Annotated in this window: 14 protein-coding genes; 7 read left to right on the top strand and 7 right to left on the bottom strand. The window is 45.2% G+C overall.

Annotated features, from left to right (window positions below; genetic code table 11):
- Window positions 1–175 precede the first annotated feature (175 nt).
- A complete protein-coding gene (locus AC1DYT_RS15625) occupies window positions 176–3,721 on the bottom strand; it encodes a sensor histidine kinase (RefSeq protein WP_477470512.1) in 3,546 nt (1,181 codons plus the stop codon).
- Window positions 3,722–3,968: 247 nt separating this feature from the next.
- Between AC1DYT_RS15625 and AC1DYT_RS15620 the strand changes: the two genes are divergently transcribed.
- Complete coding sequence (locus AC1DYT_RS15620) at window positions 3,969–4,841, top strand: YitT family protein (RefSeq protein WP_477459069.1); 873 nt, start codon at window positions 3,969–3,971, stop codon at window positions 4,839–4,841.
- A gap of 228 nt (window positions 4,842–5,069) precedes the next feature.
- On the opposite strand, the gene AC1DYT_RS15615 is transcribed toward AC1DYT_RS15620, so the two are convergent.
- Complete coding sequence (locus tag AC1DYT_RS15615; protein WP_477470511.1) at window positions 5,070–6,671, bottom strand: hypothetical protein; 1,602 nt, start codon at window positions 6,669–6,671, stop codon at window positions 5,070–5,072.
- 268 nt (window positions 6,672–6,939) lie between these two features.
- Between AC1DYT_RS15615 and AC1DYT_RS15610 the strand changes: the two genes are divergently transcribed.
- Window positions 6,940–7,569 carry a LuxR C-terminal-related transcriptional regulator gene (locus tag AC1DYT_RS15610; protein WP_477470510.1) on the top strand — a complete coding sequence of 210 codons (630 nt, stop codon included), beginning with the start codon at window positions 6,940–6,942 and terminating at the stop codon, window positions 7,567–7,569.
- 474 nt (window positions 7,570–8,043) lie between these two features.
- Window positions 8,044–9,018, top strand: coding sequence for a hypothetical protein (locus AC1DYT_RS15605; RefSeq protein ID WP_477470509.1), 975 nt, complete (start codon window positions 8,044–8,046; stop codon window positions 9,016–9,018).
- Window positions 9,019–9,363: 345 nt separating this feature from the next.
- Here the strand turns inward: AC1DYT_RS15605 and AC1DYT_RS15600 are convergent, their stop codons facing one another.
- Window positions 9,364–9,987 carry a hypothetical protein gene (locus tag AC1DYT_RS15600; RefSeq protein ID WP_477470508.1) on the bottom strand — a complete coding sequence of 208 codons (624 nt, stop codon included), beginning with the start codon at window positions 9,985–9,987 and terminating at the stop codon, window positions 9,364–9,366.
- A gap of 306 nt (window positions 9,988–10,293) precedes the next feature.
- On the opposite strand from AC1DYT_RS15600, the gene AC1DYT_RS15595 reads away from it, so the two are divergent.
- Window positions 10,294–11,232, top strand: a complete 939-nt coding sequence (locus AC1DYT_RS15595) for a prolyl oligopeptidase family serine peptidase (protein ID WP_477470507.1) — start codon at window positions 10,294–10,296, stop codon at window positions 11,230–11,232.
- An 87-nt stretch (window positions 11,233–11,319) separates the two neighbouring features.
- Here AC1DYT_RS15595 and AC1DYT_RS15590 read toward each other — a convergent pair whose 3' ends face one another.
- Both AC1DYT_RS15590 and clpB read right to left on the bottom strand, forming a co-directional pair.
- A complete protein-coding gene (locus AC1DYT_RS15590; protein WP_477470506.1) occupies window positions 11,320–11,832 on the bottom strand; it encodes a hypothetical protein in 513 nt (170 codons plus the stop codon).
- 128 nt (window positions 11,833–11,960) lie between these two features.
- Complete coding sequence (gene clpB / locus AC1DYT_RS15585) at window positions 11,961–14,552, bottom strand: ATP-dependent chaperone ClpB (RefSeq protein WP_477470505.1); 2,592 nt, start codon at window positions 14,550–14,552, stop codon at window positions 11,961–11,963.
- Window positions 14,553–14,753: 201 nt separating this feature from the next.
- Here clpB and AC1DYT_RS15580 point away from each other — a divergent pair, with 201 nt between their 5' ends.
- Window positions 14,754–16,085: a sensor histidine kinase gene (locus tag AC1DYT_RS15580; RefSeq protein WP_477470504.1), complete on the top strand. Its 1,332-nt coding sequence runs from the start codon at window positions 14,754–14,756 to the stop codon at window positions 16,083–16,085.
- A gap of 97 nt (window positions 16,086–16,182) precedes the next feature.
- On the opposite strand, the gene AC1DYT_RS15575 is transcribed toward AC1DYT_RS15580, so the two are convergent.
- Entirely contained in the window at window positions 16,183–17,592 is a 1,410-nt protein-coding gene (locus AC1DYT_RS15575) for an ATP-dependent DNA helicase (RefSeq protein ID WP_477470503.1), read from the bottom strand.
- A 471-nt stretch (window positions 17,593–18,063) separates the two neighbouring features.
- On the opposite strand from AC1DYT_RS15575, the gene coaD reads away from it, so the two are divergent.
- Window positions 18,064–18,525, top strand: a complete 462-nt coding sequence (gene coaD / locus AC1DYT_RS15570; protein ID WP_477458887.1) for a pantetheine-phosphate adenylyltransferase — start codon at window positions 18,064–18,066, stop codon at window positions 18,523–18,525.
- A gap of 97 nt (window positions 18,526–18,622) precedes the next feature.
- Here coaD and AC1DYT_RS15565 read toward each other — a convergent pair whose 3' ends face one another.
- Window positions 18,623–19,255 (bottom strand): NUDIX hydrolase, encoded by a 633-nt coding sequence (locus AC1DYT_RS15565; RefSeq protein ID WP_477470502.1) that lies wholly within the window; start codon window positions 19,253–19,255, stop codon window positions 18,623–18,625.
- Here AC1DYT_RS15565 and pyrE point away from each other — a divergent pair.
- The gene (pyrE, locus tag AC1DYT_RS15560; RefSeq protein ID WP_477470501.1) at window positions 19,254–19,895 is read left to right on the top strand and encodes an orotate phosphoribosyltransferase; all 642 of its coding nucleotides are present in this window, start codon (window positions 19,254–19,256) and stop codon (window positions 19,893–19,895) included. The genes AC1DYT_RS15565 and pyrE overlap by 2 nt on opposite strands.
- Window positions 19,896–19,904 lie beyond the last annotated feature (9 nt).

Below are 19,904 nucleotides of genomic sequence, written 5' to 3'. Positions count from 1 at the left end.
TTCAAGAGCCATCGGCTCGAATCATTTTGTAGCACCGGATTTCAATCCGGTGAAGGCAATAAACCAATCCCGAGTGCTGTAGGCACGGCCCATATTTTATATAAAACAGTTCATAACTTTACATCGTCCTGCATTAACGGAGTAATGAGCGCGCACCGTTACAAAAACCGCATCCCTACGCCACCGGCAAGTGTATGGTAAACTCGGTGTATTCGCCTTCCTTGCTGGTCATATCCATTTTGCCTCGGTGGCCTTTTACGATGATATCATAACTTAGCGATAGGCCCAGCCCCGTACCCTCGCCGGTTGGCTTGGTGGTAAAGAATGGCTGCATTATCTTTTCGCGGATAGCCTCAGGGATGCCGTTGCCGTTGTCTTTTACGTAGATGCGTATCTCGCTTTTGCCTTTTGGAGGGGTAAATAAACTTGTGGATACCTCTACCAGTGGCTTATATTTTTTGCCGCCCGTTTTGCGTTTTTGCTGCACGGCATAAAACGCGTTGTTAAACAGATTGAGCATCACCCGGCCCATATCCTGCGGGATAACATTAATTTTTGGCAGGTCGGGATCCAGATCCAGCACCATTTCGGAGTTAAAGTTCTTATCCTTGGCGCGCAAGCCATGATAGCTAAGCCGTAAATACTCATCTACCAAGGCGTTCATGTCGGTTTCGTGCTTTTCGCCCGAGTTATTGCGGCTGTGTTGCAGCATGTTTTTTACTATGCCGTCGGCACGCTTGCCATGGTGGATTATTTTCTCCAGGTTCAGTACGATATCATCGGCCAGGGAGATGGCTTCTTTTTTTGTGCCGCTGCGCAGTTCCTGCTTCATTTCAATAGCAAGCTCTATACTTACTTCGCTGAAATTGTTTACAAAGTTCAACGGATTCTGTATCTCGTGGGCTATGCCTGCGGTCAATTCTCCCAGCGATGCAAGTTTTTCGCTTTGTATCAGTTGCTGCTGGGTGGCCTTCAATTCGTTTACGGTGTTGGCCAGTATATCGCGTTGGGCCGTAAGCTCCAGTTGTTGTTCGTTCAGCCCGTTGTTGGCCTCTTGCAATTCGTCGGTACGCTGGGCTACTTTTTCTTCGAGCAGCTGATTTTCGTAAACCAATTGCCTCGACCGGTATTTTACGTAATAGTAGATAAGGGTTATGAAAACTATAGCCCATAATATCCAGGCCCACCAGGTAAACCACCAGGGCGGGTTTACCACTACTATAAGGCTATCGCCCTTTTCTTCCCACACGCCCGAGCTATTAGCAGCCTTTACCTTAAAAGTATAAGTGCCGGCCGGCAAATTACTATAGGTTACGCTACGGTTAGTGCCTGCTTTTATCCATTGCTTGTCGTAGCCCTCCAACATATAGGCATAAGTGTTGTTGGCTGGATCCTCGTATTGCAGCCCTACGTAGTTGAAAGTAACGCTGTTCTGACTATGCGAAAGCTCCAGTTTGTCCAACCCGAATCTTATAGATTGCTTTGCCAGGCTATCGTTTGCACCTGGGGCGTTGTAACGGATACTTTCGATATGTACGATTGGAGGGTACTCGTCGTCATCGAGGTCTTTAGGATCGAACATGGCCAGCCCGCTATTGATAGACAATACAAAACGGCCATCTGCCAGGTTTTGCGCCCCGAACTCGCTGAGCGTAACGCCGGGCATGATGTCGTCTACCTTAAAACTCCTTAATGCCATCGTTTTAGGCTCGAGCCGGTTAAGCCCACGATCTGTTGCAACCCATATACGCCCTACTGAATCTTCTTTGATGCCGATAACGCCATTGTACAACAAACCCGATTGCTCGTTTACCTGGCGGTTATAAACGCCCTTGCGGCGATCGAACTGAAAAAGGCCCTGTTGATAAGTGCCTACCCAAAACCTGCCCGCCCTGTCTTCATATATCGAGGATATGCAAATCATTTTTTTGTTTTGCTCATTAAGGTACGAGAAGAACTTCCCGGTCGCACGATCGAACCTGTTTAAGCCGCCCTCGTTGGTGCCAACCCACAGCGTATTTTGCATATCCTCATAAATACTGATCGGGCGCTGATCGTCCAACGCTCCATCATTAACTTTAAAGGGATTGTTATTAACCGAGTGGTACGGAAACCTGGTGAATTTTTTTGTAGTCGGGTCGAACGAGCATATGCCCTGCCCCCCGCCATCGTCAAGGGCTATCCAAACGGTGCCGGTATGGTCTTTAAAAACTAAGGATAAATTATTGCACGGGATGCTTGAGGCATCGGCAGGGTTGTTTCGGTATGTTGTTTTTGATCCTGTAGCTACATTATAAACCACGAAGCCGTCACTTGTGGCGAGGTAGAAGGTGCTGCCGTCTGCGTACGCGTACCAGACCGACTGCCCGGCTTGTGCGTTATAAAATTTTCTAAAACGCCCGGTTGCCGTATCCCAGTTGTATAAGCCATCGCGCTTTTGTATAACCGTATGCGAAGCTGTGGATGACACGATGCGCGCGCCCGCACCAGGGTAGTTACTAAACTTATCGTTGGTTTGCGTAACCAATTCAAAAGCGCTTTTTGTTTTGCTTAGCTTACCTACCCCGCCATGGAATAAACCAAACCAAAGATTATTGCTGTTATCGATAAGCTTTTGGGTTATATTACTGTTTTGCAATGCACCAGGCTGGTTAGGTTTTTGCGTGTAATATTCAAAACGGTTGGTTTCCGGGTCGAAGTAAAGCAGGCCGTTTTGCGGAGAGATCCAAAATTTTCCCTTCTTATCTTCTACGATGGCGTGTAATTGCGTTGCTGCGGTATCGTTGACGAGATAGTTGGCAAACTTGCCGGCCTGTCGATCTAATTTGGAGAGACCTTTCTCCGTGGTAAACCACAGGCCTTGCTTTTTATCTTCATAAACAGAATATATACTGGCATCATAAATGCTATCCGGATTTTTGGATGGGCGGTATTCTTTTATGATCTTCCCTGTTTTGGCATCGAAAGAGGCCACCCGCAAATCGATGTTATGACCGTGGAAAAGGTTTAGCCAAAATATGCCGGGCTGCGATGGTGCCTCATACACGGGGTTCACCCCAATGAATTTAGCAGTATCGGTATTAACCAGGTAACCTTTAAGCGGCTTGCCGGGTCCGGCGTAGCTATATAGTCCGTTCTCCGTTCCCATCCATATCTTCCCATCGGCACTCTTTTGAACATTCATAAAGATTTTGGCGTTTATGTAATTGTTGCCTTTTACATGGTTGCCAAAAAACTCGTATTTGTTAGTTGCAGGGTCGAATTTGAAAATCTTGATGCCATTGTCGCTCGCAAGGCCCCAAACCTTCCCCTGGTTGTCTATCAATTTGACAACCAAATAGGGCTGTTTTATATTGGCCGGCTGTGCAAACTGATCAAAATTATCTTTAAGGCGGTTATACCTAAAAAGCCCATTGCCAATTACGGAAACCCAAAGGCTTTTATCATCCCCTTTTACGATGCTGATTACGCTGGTTACCGTCCTGGTGTTGAGCTTATTATTGCCGAGGTTGTACACCTTATTGTTATAGCCATCGTACCGCACCAGGCCGTTTTGGGTAGAAAACCACATATAGCCCTCGCTATCTTGTACGAGTGTACGCACATAGGATTCGGGCAGGCCCTGTTTGATACCCAGGTTATCGAAATAAACATGAGATGTTTGCGCTTTGCCGCAAAAATAAGCGGCAAGCAACAAGGCCAGCAATAATAATCTCTTCATGGAGCGGGAGCGGTTTAATTAATTGTTCAAATAACAACTTTATATGCTAAATATCAAATATTGCGAGGCTAATAAACGTTGCCGCAACCTATATTTTTCTAATTTATCAAAAAGCAAACTTAAGCGGATAAACCTGCAAACATTTAATATCTTAGCCCTAAAAAGCATATAACGGGTGTTTTCTCTGCAGTGCGGACATGCCGCCGCAAACGCAACATCTAAAAGCAACTGTAAATCAGCATACTGAATGAAAAGCACACATCTAGCACAATGGGCAACCGATATAGCTTACACCCTGGCAGGCATCCTGTTCTGCGGATTTGCCCTCAAGAGTTTTTTAATACCCAATGCATTTTTTGATGGCGGCGTAACCGGTATGAGCTTGTTGCTGCACGAGCTTTACCATTTCAACATCGCCGTAGTTATCGTACTGGCCAACATTCCCTTCATTATTATGGGTGCTTTCCAGGTGAATAAAATGTTTGCGGTAAAAACGCTGGTGGCCATCATACTGCTTGGCTTGTGCCTGCAGTTTGTACATTACCCGGATAAGATAACGTCAGACAAGTTACTGGTTTCGATATTCGGCGGGGTATTTATGGGTATAGGCGTTGGTTTGGCCATACGCGGCGGCTGCGCACTGGATGGCATCGAAGTTTTGGCCCTGTACACCGGCAAGCGCATCAGTTTCACCATCAGCGAAATTATCCTCGGTATCAATATCATCATCTTCCTGATTGCGGCCTTCGAACTCGGATTGCCGACCGCACTCTACTCCATCATGACGTATTACACGGCCTCCAAAACTATCAGCTTTGTGATAGAGGGTTTGGAGGAATATACCGGCGTTACCATCATCTCGGGGCAAAGCGAATTTGTTAAAGAACGCCTGGTGATGGAGCTTGGCCGGGGCATTACCGTTTACAAAGGCGAACGTGGCTTTTTAAAGGAAAGTTTCGATATCAGCCAGCCCGTAGATATCGTATTCACCGTTATCACCCGGCTTGAAGTTCGCCGCCTGCGCAACCTGGTGCACGAGATTGACCCTAAAGCCTTCATCTTCACCAGCACCATTAAAGAAGCTGCCGGCGGGGTGCTTAAAAAGCGCGCGAGACACTAATTTTTTTGAATATCGAACGCTGGATTTCGAAGTAACTTTCAATGAGCTTCCAAATTCGGTGTTAACTATTTTCTTCGGCGCTTCATCATTCTACATTCAGCATTCGGTGTTCGATGTTAATTCCCTTCATTCGATATTATCCTTCCCCACTTTTCATAACAAAAGCGGCGGTTTTTTAGGCCCGCCGCTTTAAACTATAAACGAAAACTAATCTTGAGTACGCTTGATTTATTGTGCCTTAGCCGCCCATAGCGATGCATTTAGATGCAATGCAGGGTGCGAGGTAAAGCCCGATGGCGAATCGCCGCTCCAGCCGTTGAACAGGTTGTCGCCGGTATCGCCGGTGCCATCGTCTGATGGTGAACTATCACCTATAAAGAACACCCTGCCATTACCATAGGTAGCCAATAGCGCCATGGCATTGGCAGTACCGCCGTTGGTTGCGCTGTTCCTCCAGAACAAGCCCTGCACTGTTGCATTGGTAGCAGGTGTAAGGTTTGCGGTGGAGCCATTGTAAAAGGCCAGTTTAGATGCCGTACCTGCCGCGCCGTTAAGTACGATAGTTGCGTTGGTATTTGTACCCGTGTAAACATTGGTCGACGGCCCTTCGCTGATATCAACATAGTTTACGATAAAACCGAAAGGATTGTTATTGTTGATACCATTATTTGTCATCAGATCGTTCCAAACGCGTGGCGAATCGTAGCCATCGCCATCGCGGTCTGATGGGTTGTAGCCGTTAGCATCGGTACCGCCTGTGGTAGCTGCGGTATGGTCGGCAACCATTACCAATCCGCCGCCGTTTGATACGAAGGTCATGATAGCGGTTTTCTCCGCCGCGGTAAACAAGCGGTTTGGCTCAATTACCACGTAAACATCGTAATTGCTGAGATCCTGCGGGTTAGAGCCGTCGCCATAAGTAAGCGCGGTGCCAACAGGCAGGGTTTCTACCAGTTCGCCTTTTTTAACCAACTCTACTGCCCAGGCAGACATAGCGCCTTTCCAGTAATTTTCGGCAGTGCTTGAGGTGATACCAGTGTATGATGGCGTTGGGTAACGCTGTGCTTTGGTTTCTACTGTGGTGCCACCTGTGTATAAGGGTACGTTCTCGGTACCGTCGGCATCTATCTGCCAGTCGGCGCTGCCTGCGTTTTCTAAATGGCTGGCATCAAACAGGAATTTTTTGCCTGTAAGTACAGTACCACCGCCGCCACCGCCTGCGTTATCGTTAACGGTAATATCGTCGATATTGATACGGTCGGCGCCGCCGCTAAGTTTGCGGATCTCCAAACGTACGGTACCGCTAACGGTAAAAGTGAATGTTTGGGTGGTAAGGGTACTGCTGGTGGTTACGTTGCTGCCGGCCTGTGTCCAGCTGCTGCCGCTGTTTACCGAGTAGAACAAGCCCCAGGTGCTGTTGCCATCTGTACCGTATGTTGCGTGTTTAACTGTTACGCTGCTGATGCCGGTAGTCAGGTTGTACAGCATGGTAACTTTACCAGTATTGCGTATACGTGCCGACCATGAGCCTGCCTTTTTATCGCCGGAAAGGTTGCCGATAAGCGCATCATACAAGTTCCAGGAATTGCCCGAAAGGGTGACATTGTCGCCGCTCGAAGAGCCGGTTGGCGATACATCATAAGCCGTTTTTGGGCTGGTTGCGCCAACCTCAAAGCCCTGGGTTAAGGTAACCGCATCTGTTTTTAGGGTGCTTACTGCCGTTACCGGGGCATCCTTTTTTTGATTTTCTGATTTCTGGCAGCCCGTGGCCAATAAACCTGCAACCGCTAATGAGAGTAGCGGCAATTTTAATTTAGAGAAATAATTCATAGATGTTTGTAGTGTAAGTGAGTATGAGTTAATTATTATTAATTATACGTTCAAAACTGGGGTTAATGTTTCGTATAATTATGCACAATCCGTTACCTTATTGTTAACAAATTGTTTTAGGGGGAAAACACGGGGAAACGGCAGGGTGATTACACGGGGAAGGAATTATGATTTTCATTCAACAAAAAAACCTTAAGAAAACGATCACTATATATAAATAGATATTAAATAATATTATTGTATTATTGAATTATAAACCACTGAAATTGTGGACATTCAAAAACCTAAACTAATAATAGCAATTGAACACCCTTTGTTTGTCAAAGGGGTGATTGTCACACTCCAGGACGATTTCCACGTTTCTGCGGTGGCTGACGACGGAAGAGAATTGCTTAATCTTCTTAAAACAGAAAAGGCCGATTTGGTTATTTTAGGCCTAAGGGTACCCTACACCAATGGGTTAAACACCGTCAAAACAATTGCTTTAGACTATCCACTAACAAAAATAGTTGCTCTTTCTGTTGTTTATATTTACGACTTAGAATGTCAATTGAAAAGTATCGGAGCAAGCGGTTATTTATCTAAAGATATTGACTGCCATTGTTTGACTTCGAAAATAAAAGATGTTTTAGAAGGGCATGACGCATTTGAGGCGTTTACAAGAGAGAAAGATTGGTATGTAGCATTTGACAAGCAATATTCGCCAAAACATAACCTGTCGCACCGTGAATTGCAGATTATTTCTTTAATCAGAGCAGGACTCACAAGCAATCAAATTGCACAAAAACTCTTCATAAGTATAAATACTGTTGAAACGCATCGTAAAAATATATTTAAAAAATTACGACTAAAAAATATCCAGGGTGTAGTTGATTTTGCTTGCAGACACTCCCTTTAACTAACTGATAAATACCGGAATACCGTTATTGACATATATTTATTTTGAATATAAATTTACTTCCCAATTTGATACTACAAGATAACAATAGTTTTTATTTGTTGTATCCTAAACCTTAACGCCAAAAAATATGTTAGCAGAACCGTTTGATGCTAAAAAGTCAATTCCCCAACCTGTTGTACGTAAAATAGCTCTTAAAAAAAACATGCTATCTACAAAATCAACTGTTGCCTTAACCCGCGGCTGGCAATGTTGCAAATGCAAAGAGACCATGTATCGGGATGAGAATTATTGCAATTGGTGCAAACACACACGTTGTAATAGCTGCAGAAGTTTCCAGAATTAAACCGCTTCAGTCCCTGTCTCATTCAACTAACCGCAAACTTTTTGCTTGCATGTATACGCTCCCTTCTTTTAAATTGATTTTCTCTTTTTAGGATAATTAAAAATTCACTTCATTAAAATACCACAGTTATGGAATTAACTTTTGATAAAGCCATTGAAATTTTGGAAATAACGGATATCTCCAAAATCAATGTTGGGGAAATTCCACAATTGGAAAAAAAATCTAAAAAAAGATGGCATCCGGATAATGTAACACATCTTAACGACCCCGTAGTTACTGAAGAATATACCACAAACTTTCAATCAATTAAACAGGCCTGCCAAATGATCCGCTCCTATCTGGAGGGAACTTATCAGGCGGGCGACACGTTTTCATTCGCAAGCGAAAGGCAAACCGCGCACGAAGAGCCCGAAGATGTGATCAGAAAAAATGCTCCCGAAATTCAAACTATTTTAAGAGATGTGTGGGGATTTGTGAAAGAAAAAAAATACAAACATTCCGTAAAGGAAGTTTTACTCAGCGACGGTTTTAAATTGAAGGATTTGATAAACGATGATTTTAAAGAAGACATGGCACTGCTATCGATTGTATCATTCTTCTACGGCCTTATTTTCTTAGGAATTTTAACTGCAATAGCGGGCGCAATAACACCAGTTTTAGGTGTAATAGTCGGATTGATCTGGTGTGTTCAGGCAATCTCATGCCTGCTTGGTGTTGCTCCGTTATCTCGCTTCTGGCTTCCAGAAACAATTACAGACATCATGCTTAAATTCATCAATTTCGGCCTTGGCATATACAATTGGGCTGAAAATGCGGGTCGTTATTCGGATAAATTTTTGATTATTATATTGATTCGGTTGCCGGTTTGGTTTGCCAAGTTAGTAAAATACTTAATTGTTTTGCCCCTTACCGAGTTGGCTAAAGTATTTGTTGACGACAAAGTAGTAGGAGTTGTAAAACAAAAAGTTCATTACTATGCCGACGCTGCCGAATGGTATATCGACGAGTTAATAACCATGAACTCAAACGACATGACGAGTGAAGAATTATTCCATTTGTCTTATTTATACACCGAATTGGGAAAAGCGCGGTACGAAGTGTAGAAATATCTGTAATAACAAAATCGTTTTATACGCTTTGATAAGCATTTGCCTTAATTAAAAAAACCACATCACATGGACCGCTACTCCAAATGCCCGTACTGTAAAAACCCCAAAACTGGCTTAAATATTTACCGATGTGATAATTGTAAAAGGCTTGCCTGCTACTACGACGGCATTTGGGGTGCTGGAGCCACAGGTTGCTGGTATAATCATGATCATTGCCCAACTTGTAAAAGAACACATACAATGAGAAAAGTTGGTGAGGTTTGGTGAGCGATCGTCGGGCACGTTAAACAAAAAAAGAGCCACCCTCCCGGGCAACTCTCTATTTAAATTAACGATATTTTATGGTATGTTGACTTGGTTGGACCAGATGGTGTTGGGAGCGTTGGGATCAGTCATGTTTTTGTAAGGGTCCAAATACTCGCCCACAATATATAATTGCAAACTCATTCCTATTTTAAATGTGCGAGTCCCCCCTTCTCGACGGCTTACTTTTAGAGGAATATTAAAGCTTTCTGATTGCTTGGGAGCAATTTTACGGACTTCGGGAAAATTACTTTCGCATATAGTGTCAAAATAAGATAACCTCATATTATTAACCCTGAAAACATCCCATTCTGAGCAAGTCATGATAAAATATTTTAGTGTGTCAGCACTTCGGTTCTCTAACAGCATGGGCACGTTGACGTAGCTTTGCTTATGATACCCTTTTTTTATTGTATAATCGAGGGTATCCTTTATCGGCGATATTCGCTGTTGGTCAATTGTTAAAATGTAATCCTTTCTGTTTTTGGGGGTGAGCTTATGGTCGATTGACTTTAACGAATCATGTACAAGTCTTAACCTTGAAACAGCGGCATCAGCTGTGTCTTTCACCTTACTATTTATTACATTATTAGCTTTGGGCTTATGTTGACAGGCTGCTAACAGGCAGATTACTATGATTGATAAGATTTTAGGGTTCATTATGATAAATGTACAAATAAACCGCAGTTGCCACAACGAAAGAGCCACCCACACGGCAGCTCTCCATTCTGAACTATATTTTCAACTTGTGTTTTCAACCACTCCCCACTCACTAATCAACCATTCACGCACTACTGTAGCGGTCTTCCGCACCGAATAGAATCTTTTTTTGACAGTTCGTTCATTGCCTTTTTCTGTATTACACGTTTTGTGACCTCTTTAAGTATTTGACCATCGATTGCCTTATTTTAAGCAAAGCTTGAGCATATGAAATACTAATATTATGTTTGACCTAAACCATACTAAATGACCACTTTAAGATTAGCCTTCTCAATCCTTGTTGTATTACTTCTTAGCTGCAAAAAAAGTCAGCAATTAACAAAAGATAGCGTAATTGTTCCATCTACTGTAGATGTTAAGCAATGGCTCAATTTGAATTATGCCGATGATGGCAAAGAGTATCATAACCTCGACATCTATTTGCCCGCAGTAGCAAAACCCACTTATAAGGCAGTTGTTGTAATATACGGCAGTGCATGGTATGGCAATAATTTGAAACAAGCTGCCTATGATGCTTTTGGAAAATCATTACTCGACAACGGTTTTGCGGTTATAGCCATTAACCACAGGTCGAGTGGGGATGCTCCTTATCCGGCCCAGATCAATGATGTGAAAGCTGCAGTACGATATGTAAGGGCAAATGCAGGTAAATATCAAATTGATGCTTCATTTATTGGCATTACGGGCTATTCATCAGGTGGGCATCTTGCCTCGCTCGCCGCAACATCAAATGCGGTTAAAGAATTTACAGTGGGAAAAGTGAAAGTTGATATAGAAGGAAATGTTGGAAATTATACTGCAACCAGCAGTTCTGTGAACGCAGCCGTTGATTGGTTTGGCCCTATCGACATGGCCCTGATGGATGGGTGTAATAAACCAAAAGGAGCAGACTCCCCCGAAGCGGCGCTTATTAGAGGCAATCCGGCCGAAAATCTTGATATGATAGCTCTTCTCAACCCCATCACCTTTTTGGATAACTCGGATCCTCATTTTATCGTAATTCATGGCGATGCGGATAATGTTGTACCCTATTGCCAAAGTGTGCTTTTTGCCAAAGCATTGCAAGAACGGGGAATATTGACTGAGTTTATCACTGTTCCTGGAGGCCAGCATGGGCCGATTACTTTCAATGAAAATACCTTTAAAAAAATGACTGATTTCTTTTTAAAGGAAGCCGGAAAATAATAGTGCAGCGCATTAATCGTTTCTCTACCTGACCTCACAAAAAAACGGACGCCCTCCCGAGCAACTTTTCATTAAATAGGAAAGTATTTAGGGTATATGCACCTCATTTGACCATATTGTTATTCCCTTATGCTTTGAAATATGCTCATTTAAAGTGTATAAACTTTGGTAGTCGGTGCTAACTATTAATAACATACTCACTTTAAACTTTTCACCCTTGCTTGCTTTGTTGCTTACTACCAATGCACGGTTAATAATTTCTGATTGATGCGGCGGAACGGTATGAATTTCGTCAATATTTTTATCGCAGCCATGCCTAAACAGTACTACCTTGTTTGAATTGGTAGAGAAAATCTCATCACTCGAGCAGCTCATATTAACATATTTTAGGGTATCATTGCTATTGTTCAAAAGTGCTATTGGAACTGTTATGCCTCTGAAAGTTTCTATTTGATAAGGTGATGCTATATCACTCACAGGTGGAATTTGATCTTGATTAATAATTAACTCGTATGGCTGCTTTGGTGAATCAGTTTTGGATTTAGGTTTGCAGGCTACGAACAGGCAGATTATCGTGACTGATAGGATTATAGGTTTCATTACTTAAATGTACAAATTCCCGCACAAAAAAAGAGCCACCCTCACAGGCAGCTATCTATTCTGAACTATATTTTCAACTTGTGTTTTCAACCACTCTCCACTCACTAATCAACCATTCACTCCGGCAATCACGAATTCATAAACACAAAGTTGTTATCAAACATATCCAGTTTTATCTTGCTGTCGCGATCTACCGCACCGGATAGTATCTGTTTCGACAGTTCGTTCATTATCTTTTTCTGAATCACGCGCTTTAGCGGACGGGCACCGAATTGCGGGTCGTAACCAAGCTGGGCCAGCCAGTCCAGGGCTTCTTCCGATGCTTCTATGGTGATGCCCAGTTCGGCCAGCGTGTTTTGCAATTGTTTAAACTGCAGTTTCACAATGTCGGTTATCTCGTCGCGGCTTAGCGGGGTAAACATGATGATCTCGTCTATCCGGTTCAAAAACTCGGGGCGGATGGTAGCACGCAACACATTGAACAAATCGTTCTTTGTTTTGGCTATCACGGCATCGCGGTTTTTGTCTTCCAGATTCTGGAAGTTCTCCTGTATAATGTTGGAGCCGATATTTGAGGTCATGATGATGATGGTGTTCTTGAAATTCACCACACGGCCTTTGTTATCGGTGAGGTGCCCATCGTCCAATACCTGTAACAGGATATTGAACACATCCGGGTGAGCCTTCTCAATCTCATCCAGTAATACCACACTGTATGGCTTTCTGCGCACGGCCTCGGTCAATTGCCCGCCTTCATCGTAACCCACATAGCCCGGAGGCGCTCCTATCAATCTAGAAACGGAATGCCGTTCCTGGTACTCGCTCATATCTATCCTTACTAAGGAGTTCTCGTCGTTGAACAAGTATTCGGCTAAGGCTTTTGCCAACTCCGTTTTACCAACACCAGTAGTCCCCAGGAAAATGAAGGAACCAATCGGCTTGCGTTTATCCTGTAAGCCTGCCCTGCTGCGGCGTATGGCATCGCTGATAGCCTCTATGGCCTCCTCCTGCCCTGCTACGCGTTTGTGTAGTTCTTCTTCTAAATGCAGCAGCTTTTCGCGTTCGCTTTGTATCATTTTACTCACGGGGATGCCCGTCCAGCGGCTTACTACGCCGGCAATATCGTCGGCAGTAACTTCCTCTTTCAGCATGCGGCTGTCATCGGGATTTTCTGCAAGGGCAGCTTTCAGTTTTTCAACTTCCTGCTGCGCCTGTACGATGGTGCCGTAGCGCAACTCGGCTACTTTACCGTAGTCACCCGCGCGTTCGGCCTGTTCGGCTTCCAACTTATAGTTTTCTATCTGCTCAACCTTTTGGTTAATGCCGTTTACGATATCCTTTTCGCCCTGCCATTTAGCCCGCAGGGAATCGCGTTCGGCCGATAGGTTGGCAATCTCTTCGCTCAGTTCGGCAACCTTGCGGTCGTCTTTTTCACGTTTGATGGCCTCGCGCTCTATTTCCAGCTGCATAATGCGGCGTTCCAGTTCATCCACCGCTTCTGGTACCGAGTCCATTTCCAAACGGAGTTTAGATGCGGCCTCGTCCATTAAATCGATGGCCTTATCGGGCAAGAACCTGTCGGATATATAGCGTTGCGACATCTCCACCGAAGCAATAATAGCCTCATCGCGGATACGCACTTTGTGGTGTGCCTCATAACGTTCTTTCAATCCACGCAGGATGGATATAGCATCAGCAGTATCCGGCTCGCCCACCATCACCTTTTGGAAACGACGCTCGAGGGCCTTATCCTTTTCTACGTATTTCTGGTACTCATTCAGCGTGGTCGCGCCTATGGCTCGTAATTCGCCACGGGCCAGGGCCGGTTTTAAAATATTGGCCGCATCCATGGCACCTTCACCGCCGCCTGCTCCAACCAGGGTGTGTATCTCATCGATAAAGAGGATAATCTCGCCATCGCTTTGTATCACTTCCTTTATGACAGCTTTCAGGCGTTCTTCAAACTCGCCTTTATATTTGGCACCGGCAATTAGCGCGCCCATATCCAGCGAGAAAACGGTTTTGGTTTTCAGGCTCTCGGGCACGTCGCCTTTGATGATGCGGAAGGCAATGCCCTCGGCAATAGCAGTTTTACCTACGCCTGGCTCGCCAACCAGAATCGGGTTGTTTTTGGTGCGGCGCGATAGTATCTGTATTACGCGGCGTATCTCTTCGTCGCGCCCTATAACCGGGTCCAGCTTGCCGCTTTCGGCGTACTCGTTCAGGTCACGGGCATATTTATTAAGCGCGTTATAGGTAACCTCGGCGTTCTGGTCGGTAACCTTGTTATCGCCGCGTAACGCGGTGATGGCTTTCTTAAGGTCTTTTTCGTTTACGCCGAAATCTTTCAGGGCAGATGCTGTTTTATCGCCTGCGGCCAAAACGCCCAGCAATAAATGCTCTACGGATACAAATTCGTCTTTAAACTCTTTCAGGTACGACTGCGCTTTTTGTAAAGTAGAGTTCACTGCGGAGGACAAATACACATTGCTTCCGCTCACTTTCGGAAACGATGCAATCTGCGTATCCAGCGTTTCGTTAAGCCTGTTCAGGTTAACGTTCAGCTTTTTAAGCAGGTAGGTTATTACGTTTTCATCAACCAAAAGCAAGCCTTTTAGCAGGTGCGCGGTCTCAATGGCCTGCTGCTGGTTGCCGGTTGCTATATCGGAGGCCTTCTGCACGGCTTCCTGTGCTTTTATGGTAAAATTGTTGAAATTCATGGTAATTATTATGGTACACAAGTATGCTCAAAACAATTGCCACGCTCTGATTTATGAAAATTTGGCATCAAACTTCGCAAGGCGCGGTCATTCTGTCTATAAAAAACTTTCAGGGGCGACGGTATGGCATTGCTTTATAAGGAAATATATTAATTTTGGTTTGCAAATAAATACCTTTGCCTACCCTTACTGAAATAACCATTGGATACGCATTATTTTTCGAAGTTACCGGTAAAGTACGCCAACGCGTACCGTAACTACTATACCTATCAAAATCTGCTCAGCTTACGGAGGGCCAGTTTGGTATTCCTTACGCTTAACCTGGTTATCCGCATCCTGTACCACATATTCCCCGAGAGCCTTACCCGGGCCCAAAACTTCCCCGAATTTAGCTTTACCAACTGGATATACATCGCTGTAACACCATTCTTTTACATTGCCAGCCATTTATTCATCAACCATTTTCACAAAACCAAAAAAGGCAATGCCGGCATGGCTTTGTTTGTATTTGTTTTTTCGCTGTACATCATCGTCAGCGGCATGTATTCCAGCTTTATTGCTACTGCCGACCCCAGCAACGCCCTCACGCTTTACATGGTAGCCCTGAGTTTAGTGAGCGTGCTTTTTGTATTTGAGTATTACGAAACCGTGGTACTGCTGATAGGCATCGAGCTGCTGTTCACGGCGCTGCTTTTCCACGCCCAGGCCGATGCTACAGAAATGATATACAATCAAATGATATCGATGATTTTGATTGCCGGTTTCTTTTTAACCTCGCGCTACTTTTTCTCATACAAAGCCAACTATTACTTACAGGTGATAGAAATACGCGAGAAGAACACCGTGATTGAGCAAGCCAACGTGTTCAAGAATCAGGTGCTGGGCACCGTAGCGCACGATTTGCGCAACCCCATAGCAGCTGTAGAATCGTTAGCTATGATGATGGAGATGGAAGACATAGACGAAGACACGCAGGATAACCTGAAAATGATGCGCGATAGCTGCGTGAAGGCCCGCAACATTATCGACGACCTGTTGGAGGCCGCGCGTAATGAGGGCACCACGAGCTTTGATACAAGCCGTACCGAGATGAACAACCTGTTGCAAAACATGGTGAACACCTGGCGTGTGCAGCTAGGCGGCCGCAACCGGGTAATGCTGATAACCGACACCCACGAGGCCTACGCGCTGATAAACCACGAAAAATTCCCCAGGGCGATAGACAACCTCATTAGCAATGCCCTCAAATTCTCTACCGATGCCGACAATGTTGAGATACACCTGAGCCGTGTGAAAGAGCGCATCATTATTAAAGTAACCGACCATGGCATGGGCATCCCCAAGGCGATGCTGCCCAAGATATTCGACCGTTTCAGCGGGGCGGGTCGCGCGGGCCTAAAAGGTGAGCAATCTACCGGCATCGGGCTCAGCATCGTAAAACATATCGTAGAGAGCCATGGCGGCAAGATAAGCGTATCGAGCATAGAAGGCAAAGGCAGCACCTTTACCATTGAGCTACCGCAGGCGGAATAGGTTGTCTGAACTCGAATTTGTCGAATTTTAGGAACTTACAGAATTAAAGCGCGCCTTTTTCAATTCCAAAAATTCGATCAATTCCTTAAATTCGAGTTCAGACAAAAAACCGCTCATTAAAATTCACCAAATACAATTTCTCCGTGGCGCGGGTACAGGCGGTGTAGAACCATCTTAGGAAATCGGTATTCACCATTTCTTCGGTGAGGTAACCCTGATCTACGAACACGGCTTCCCATTGGCCGCCCTGAGCCTTGTGGCAGGTAATGGCGTAGGCGAACTTTACTTGCAGGGCATTGTAGTATGGGTTAAGCTTCAGTTGCTCGTGTTTTTCGCGCTTGTTGTGTATGTGCTCGTAATCTTTCATGGCCTCCAGGTACAGGCGTTTCTGGTTATCGGGGGTGAGTGCCGGGGCTTCGGAGTATAGGGTATCGATGAGTATCTTGCAATCCAGCACCGGGTCCTCAGCGTAATCTATAAATTCCAGCTGCACATCCGCAAAGCGGAAACCGTACATCTCCTCCATCCGCCGCACCTTGCGCAGTTTTACGATATCGCCATTGGCGATGAATGCCGTGCTACCCTCCTCCTCTGTTTGCAGCCAGAAGTAATTATTACGCACAATCATCAAGTGATCGCCCCCGGTGAGTTCTTCCTCCCGCATTAAAATACGGTTGCGGATCTGCATGTTATACTGGTTGGCGTTTTTGTTGCTGCGGCAAATGATGAGCGTGCCATCGTACCCGTATTTATGATAAGCGGTACTTAACTCCTCCTCCAGGTCGGCGCCCGTCATACGGATAACGTCCTTGTAGCCCTCGGTAACAATCTGGGGATAGTCCTCCTCTTCGCGGCGGATGATATCGCGCACCTCGGTAACGTTATACAGGATACCCGAATCCTGCTGCTGACGCAATACGTCGGTCAGTTCGTAGCTATGTACCTCCAGCATAAACTTATCCTTCATCAGCTTGCTGTCAAGCGCGGGGCTGTCTATAGAACCTACGGGTGGCAGCTGGGCTGTATCGCCAACCAACATCAGCTTGCAGTTGCGGCCGTTGTACACGAATTTAAGCAGATCGAGCAGCAAAGTAGAGCCATTGAAGCCGCTATGCTCATCAGATATCATGGAGGCTTCGTCTACAATGAAAAGGGTATTGGTGGCCAGGTTATCGTTTAGTTTGAAGGCCTCATCCATATTCACTGCTGATTTTTTGCGGTAAATACGTTTGTGGATGGTGAACGCTTTGCGCCCGCTGTAATTGGTAATTACCTTTGCCGCGCGGCCCGTAGGTGCCAGCAACACCGATTTGTAATCGTAATATTTTAACGCCTGCACTAAGGCCCCCACCACCGTGGTTTTGCCCGTACCGGCATAGCCCCGCAGTATAAAGCACTCATGGCCCTCATCGCTCAGTAAGAAACGGTGCAGTTTGCCGAACAGCTCGTTTTGCTGGGCGTTGGGTTGATGCGGGAAGGATGGAGATATGTATTCTGATGCGGGCACACGCAAAAATGCAGATTAAGAACAGGACTTGACGTAGATAAGGTGAATTTTTGACAGGAAATTTATTGGGTATCACATCAGGTGTTGTCTTGTCCTGAAATAGGTTTTTTTTTAAGTGTTCCACTTTAAATGTGGGACACTTATTTTTTAATTAGTGCTGATTATCAAATGATTACAGTTTTCAGTGGAACACTTTGGGACATCCCTGTTGCTTAAGTAGGCGTTGTAAGTATCTAATTATAAGATTCTTATTGTAAATTACTTATATCGAAAAAAAAGCGCTGAAACACTTTTTGGGACACTTTTGAAACACCCTGCTGTGCCGTCCTGAAAGGAGTTTACCTTTTTGATGACTAATCCTGGTGTAGGTTTACACTTCCGATATACGCGTCGCCGATAATTTTTATTTAGCTACGGCATTCTGTTTTTTGATTGCTACTTTTGGTTGAAGCAACGCTAGTATAAACTCTTATGAAAATTGCCCTTTTCCCCGGTTCGTTCGACCCTATTACCAAGGCCCACGTAGATATCGTAAAACGGAGCGTAGGCTTATTCGACAAGCTGTATATCGGCATCGGGGTAAACAGCACCAAGCACGGTCTGCTGAGCGTGGCCAAGCGCGAAGATATGATACGCGCGGTTTTCGCGCACGATGAGCGCATCCATGTGGTGGCCTATGATGGCCTTACGGTGAATTTCTGCAAAAGCATCGGGGCGGATTATATGATACGTGGCATACGTACCGTGAGCGATTTTGAATACGAAAAAGCCATAGCCCAGATGAACCACGCGCTGGAGCCGGAGATAGAGAGCATCTTCATCGTGAGCAAGCCGGGGTACTCCTCTATCAGTTCCAGCATCGTACGCGAGATAATCCGCTATAATGGCGATGTGGCCCAATTTATCCCTAAGGAAGCGCTGGCTTTCCTTTAAATCACCTGCGAAAATCTCCGAAAATTTCTAAAAACAGACACAAAAACGGGCATTTTTTCTCAAAAAAAGGGACAATTTTCAGCTCTTTTTTTTCGCCCTATACCAGCATATCGCGCTCTTCCAGCAAACCGGCTTTTTCCAGCACGTCCATAATTGATGGGAAAGTATTGCTTACGATGGTGGCCACCTGCTCGCGGTTAAAAAAGCGCACGGCGGTTATCCCCTCTTCGGTTTGTGGTACCAGCTTCGCCTTGCCCTTATGCCTCATGAGGTACCAATGCGTTTTCTTCAACGTGATAACGCCTTTCCAAACGTACATGTGGTAGGTTTTGCAGATCTTATCTTCCAGGCTGGCTACTTTTATGCCGCACTCCTCCTCAACCTCCCGCACGGCGGCTACTTTGGTCTTCTCGCCTTTCTCTATCTTGCCTTTTGGCAGGTCCCATTTCTCGTTGCGGTAAATAAACAGGTGGTTGCCATCTTCGTGCTGTACCAGGCCGCCTGCCGCCTTTATCAGCTTAACCGTTTTGGTGATTTTTTTGAGGAAATCCTTCGGGTCATCGCAAAGCACGTAAAACAAGTTGCCCGGCTGCACGGCTACCCATGTATAAATTAATTGCAGATCAAAATGCTCTGCATCAATCTTTTGGAATTTTTCCGCTTGCTCAGGCAGCGTGGCTGTGAGCAAAATCGCTTTTTCGTTAATATAAATTCTGTATTTTTGAGCCATGTTTACCAATAATGAGACCGAACAGCAGGTTGCCGAGTTCCTGCTGCAAATTAAAGCAATAAAATTACAACCTAATAATCCTTTTACCTGGGCTTCGGGCTGGAAATCGCCTATTTATTGCGATAACCGCATCACGCTCTCCTTCCCTACCATCCGCACCTATATCAGGCAGCAATTATCTTCTGCCATATCAGAAAAATTCGGCGCTGTGGGCTGCATCGCGGGCGTAGCTACCGCAGGCATCCCACAAGGGGCATTGGTTGCCCAGGAATTGGGCCTCCCCTTCATCTACGTACGGTCTAAAGCCAAGGAACACGGTACCGGCAGCCTCATTGAAGGCGAAATTTCTACCGACAAACGCGTAGTGGTGATAGAAGATTTGATATCTACCGGCAAAAGCAGCCTGCAGGCCGTAGCAGCACTGCGTGATGCAGGCTACAACGTTGCAGGATTGGCCGCTATTTTCAGCTACGGTTTTGATGTGGCCGAAGAGAATTTCAAGGCTGCTAAATGCCCGTACGTAACTTTATCTAATTACACCGCCCTTTTGAAATATGCTGAGGAGAAACAATATATCTCGGCCGGAGATATAGAAGTACTAAAGCAGTGGCGCGAGCAACCGTCAACCTGGGGCCAATAATTATAAAAC

Source organism: Mucilaginibacter sp. P1_D10 (assembly GCF_056406215.1).
Note: the sequence above shows the minus strand (reverse complement) of the source record. Positions and strands in the feature narration are given on the sequence as shown.

What these genes read in the sequence shown, in the direction of transcription:
- AC1DYT_RS15625 (WP_477470512.1), bottom strand. Translation starts at nt 3,721, where the DNA reads ATGAAGAGATTATTATTGCTGGCCTTGTTGCTTGCCGCTTATTTTTGC.
- AC1DYT_RS15620 (WP_477459069.1), top strand. Translation starts at nt 3,969, where the DNA reads ATGAAAAGCACACATCTAGCACAATGGGCAACCGATATAGCTTACACC.
- AC1DYT_RS15615 (WP_477470511.1), bottom strand. Translation starts at nt 6,671, where the DNA reads ATGAATTATTTCTCTAAATTAAAATTGCCGCTACTCTCATTAGCGGTT.
- AC1DYT_RS15605 (WP_477470509.1), top strand. Translation starts at nt 8,044, where the DNA reads ATGGAATTAACTTTTGATAAAGCCATTGAAATTTTGGAAATAACGGAT.
- AC1DYT_RS15600 (WP_477470508.1), bottom strand. Translation starts at nt 9,987, where the DNA reads ATGAACCCTAAAATCTTATCAATCATAGTAATCTGCCTGTTAGCAGCC.
- AC1DYT_RS15595 (WP_477470507.1), top strand. Translation starts at nt 10,294, where the DNA reads ATGACCACTTTAAGATTAGCCTTCTCAATCCTTGTTGTATTACTTCTT.
- AC1DYT_RS15590 (WP_477470506.1), bottom strand. Translation starts at nt 11,832, where the DNA reads ATGAAACCTATAATCCTATCAGTCACGATAATCTGCCTGTTCGTAGCC.
- clpB (WP_477470505.1), bottom strand. Translation starts at nt 14,552, where the DNA reads ATGAATTTCAACAATTTTACCATAAAAGCACAGGAAGCCGTGCAGAAG.
- coaD (WP_477458887.1), top strand. Translation starts at nt 18,064, where the DNA reads ATGAAAATTGCCCTTTTCCCCGGTTCGTTCGACCCTATTACCAAGGCC.
- pyrE (WP_477470501.1), top strand. Translation starts at nt 19,254, where the DNA reads ATGTTTACCAATAATGAGACCGAACAGCAGGTTGCCGAGTTCCTGCTG.
- AC1DYT_RS15565 (WP_477470502.1), bottom strand. Translation starts at nt 19,255, where the DNA reads ATGGCTCAAAAATACAGAATTTATATTAACGAAAAAGCGATTTTGCTC.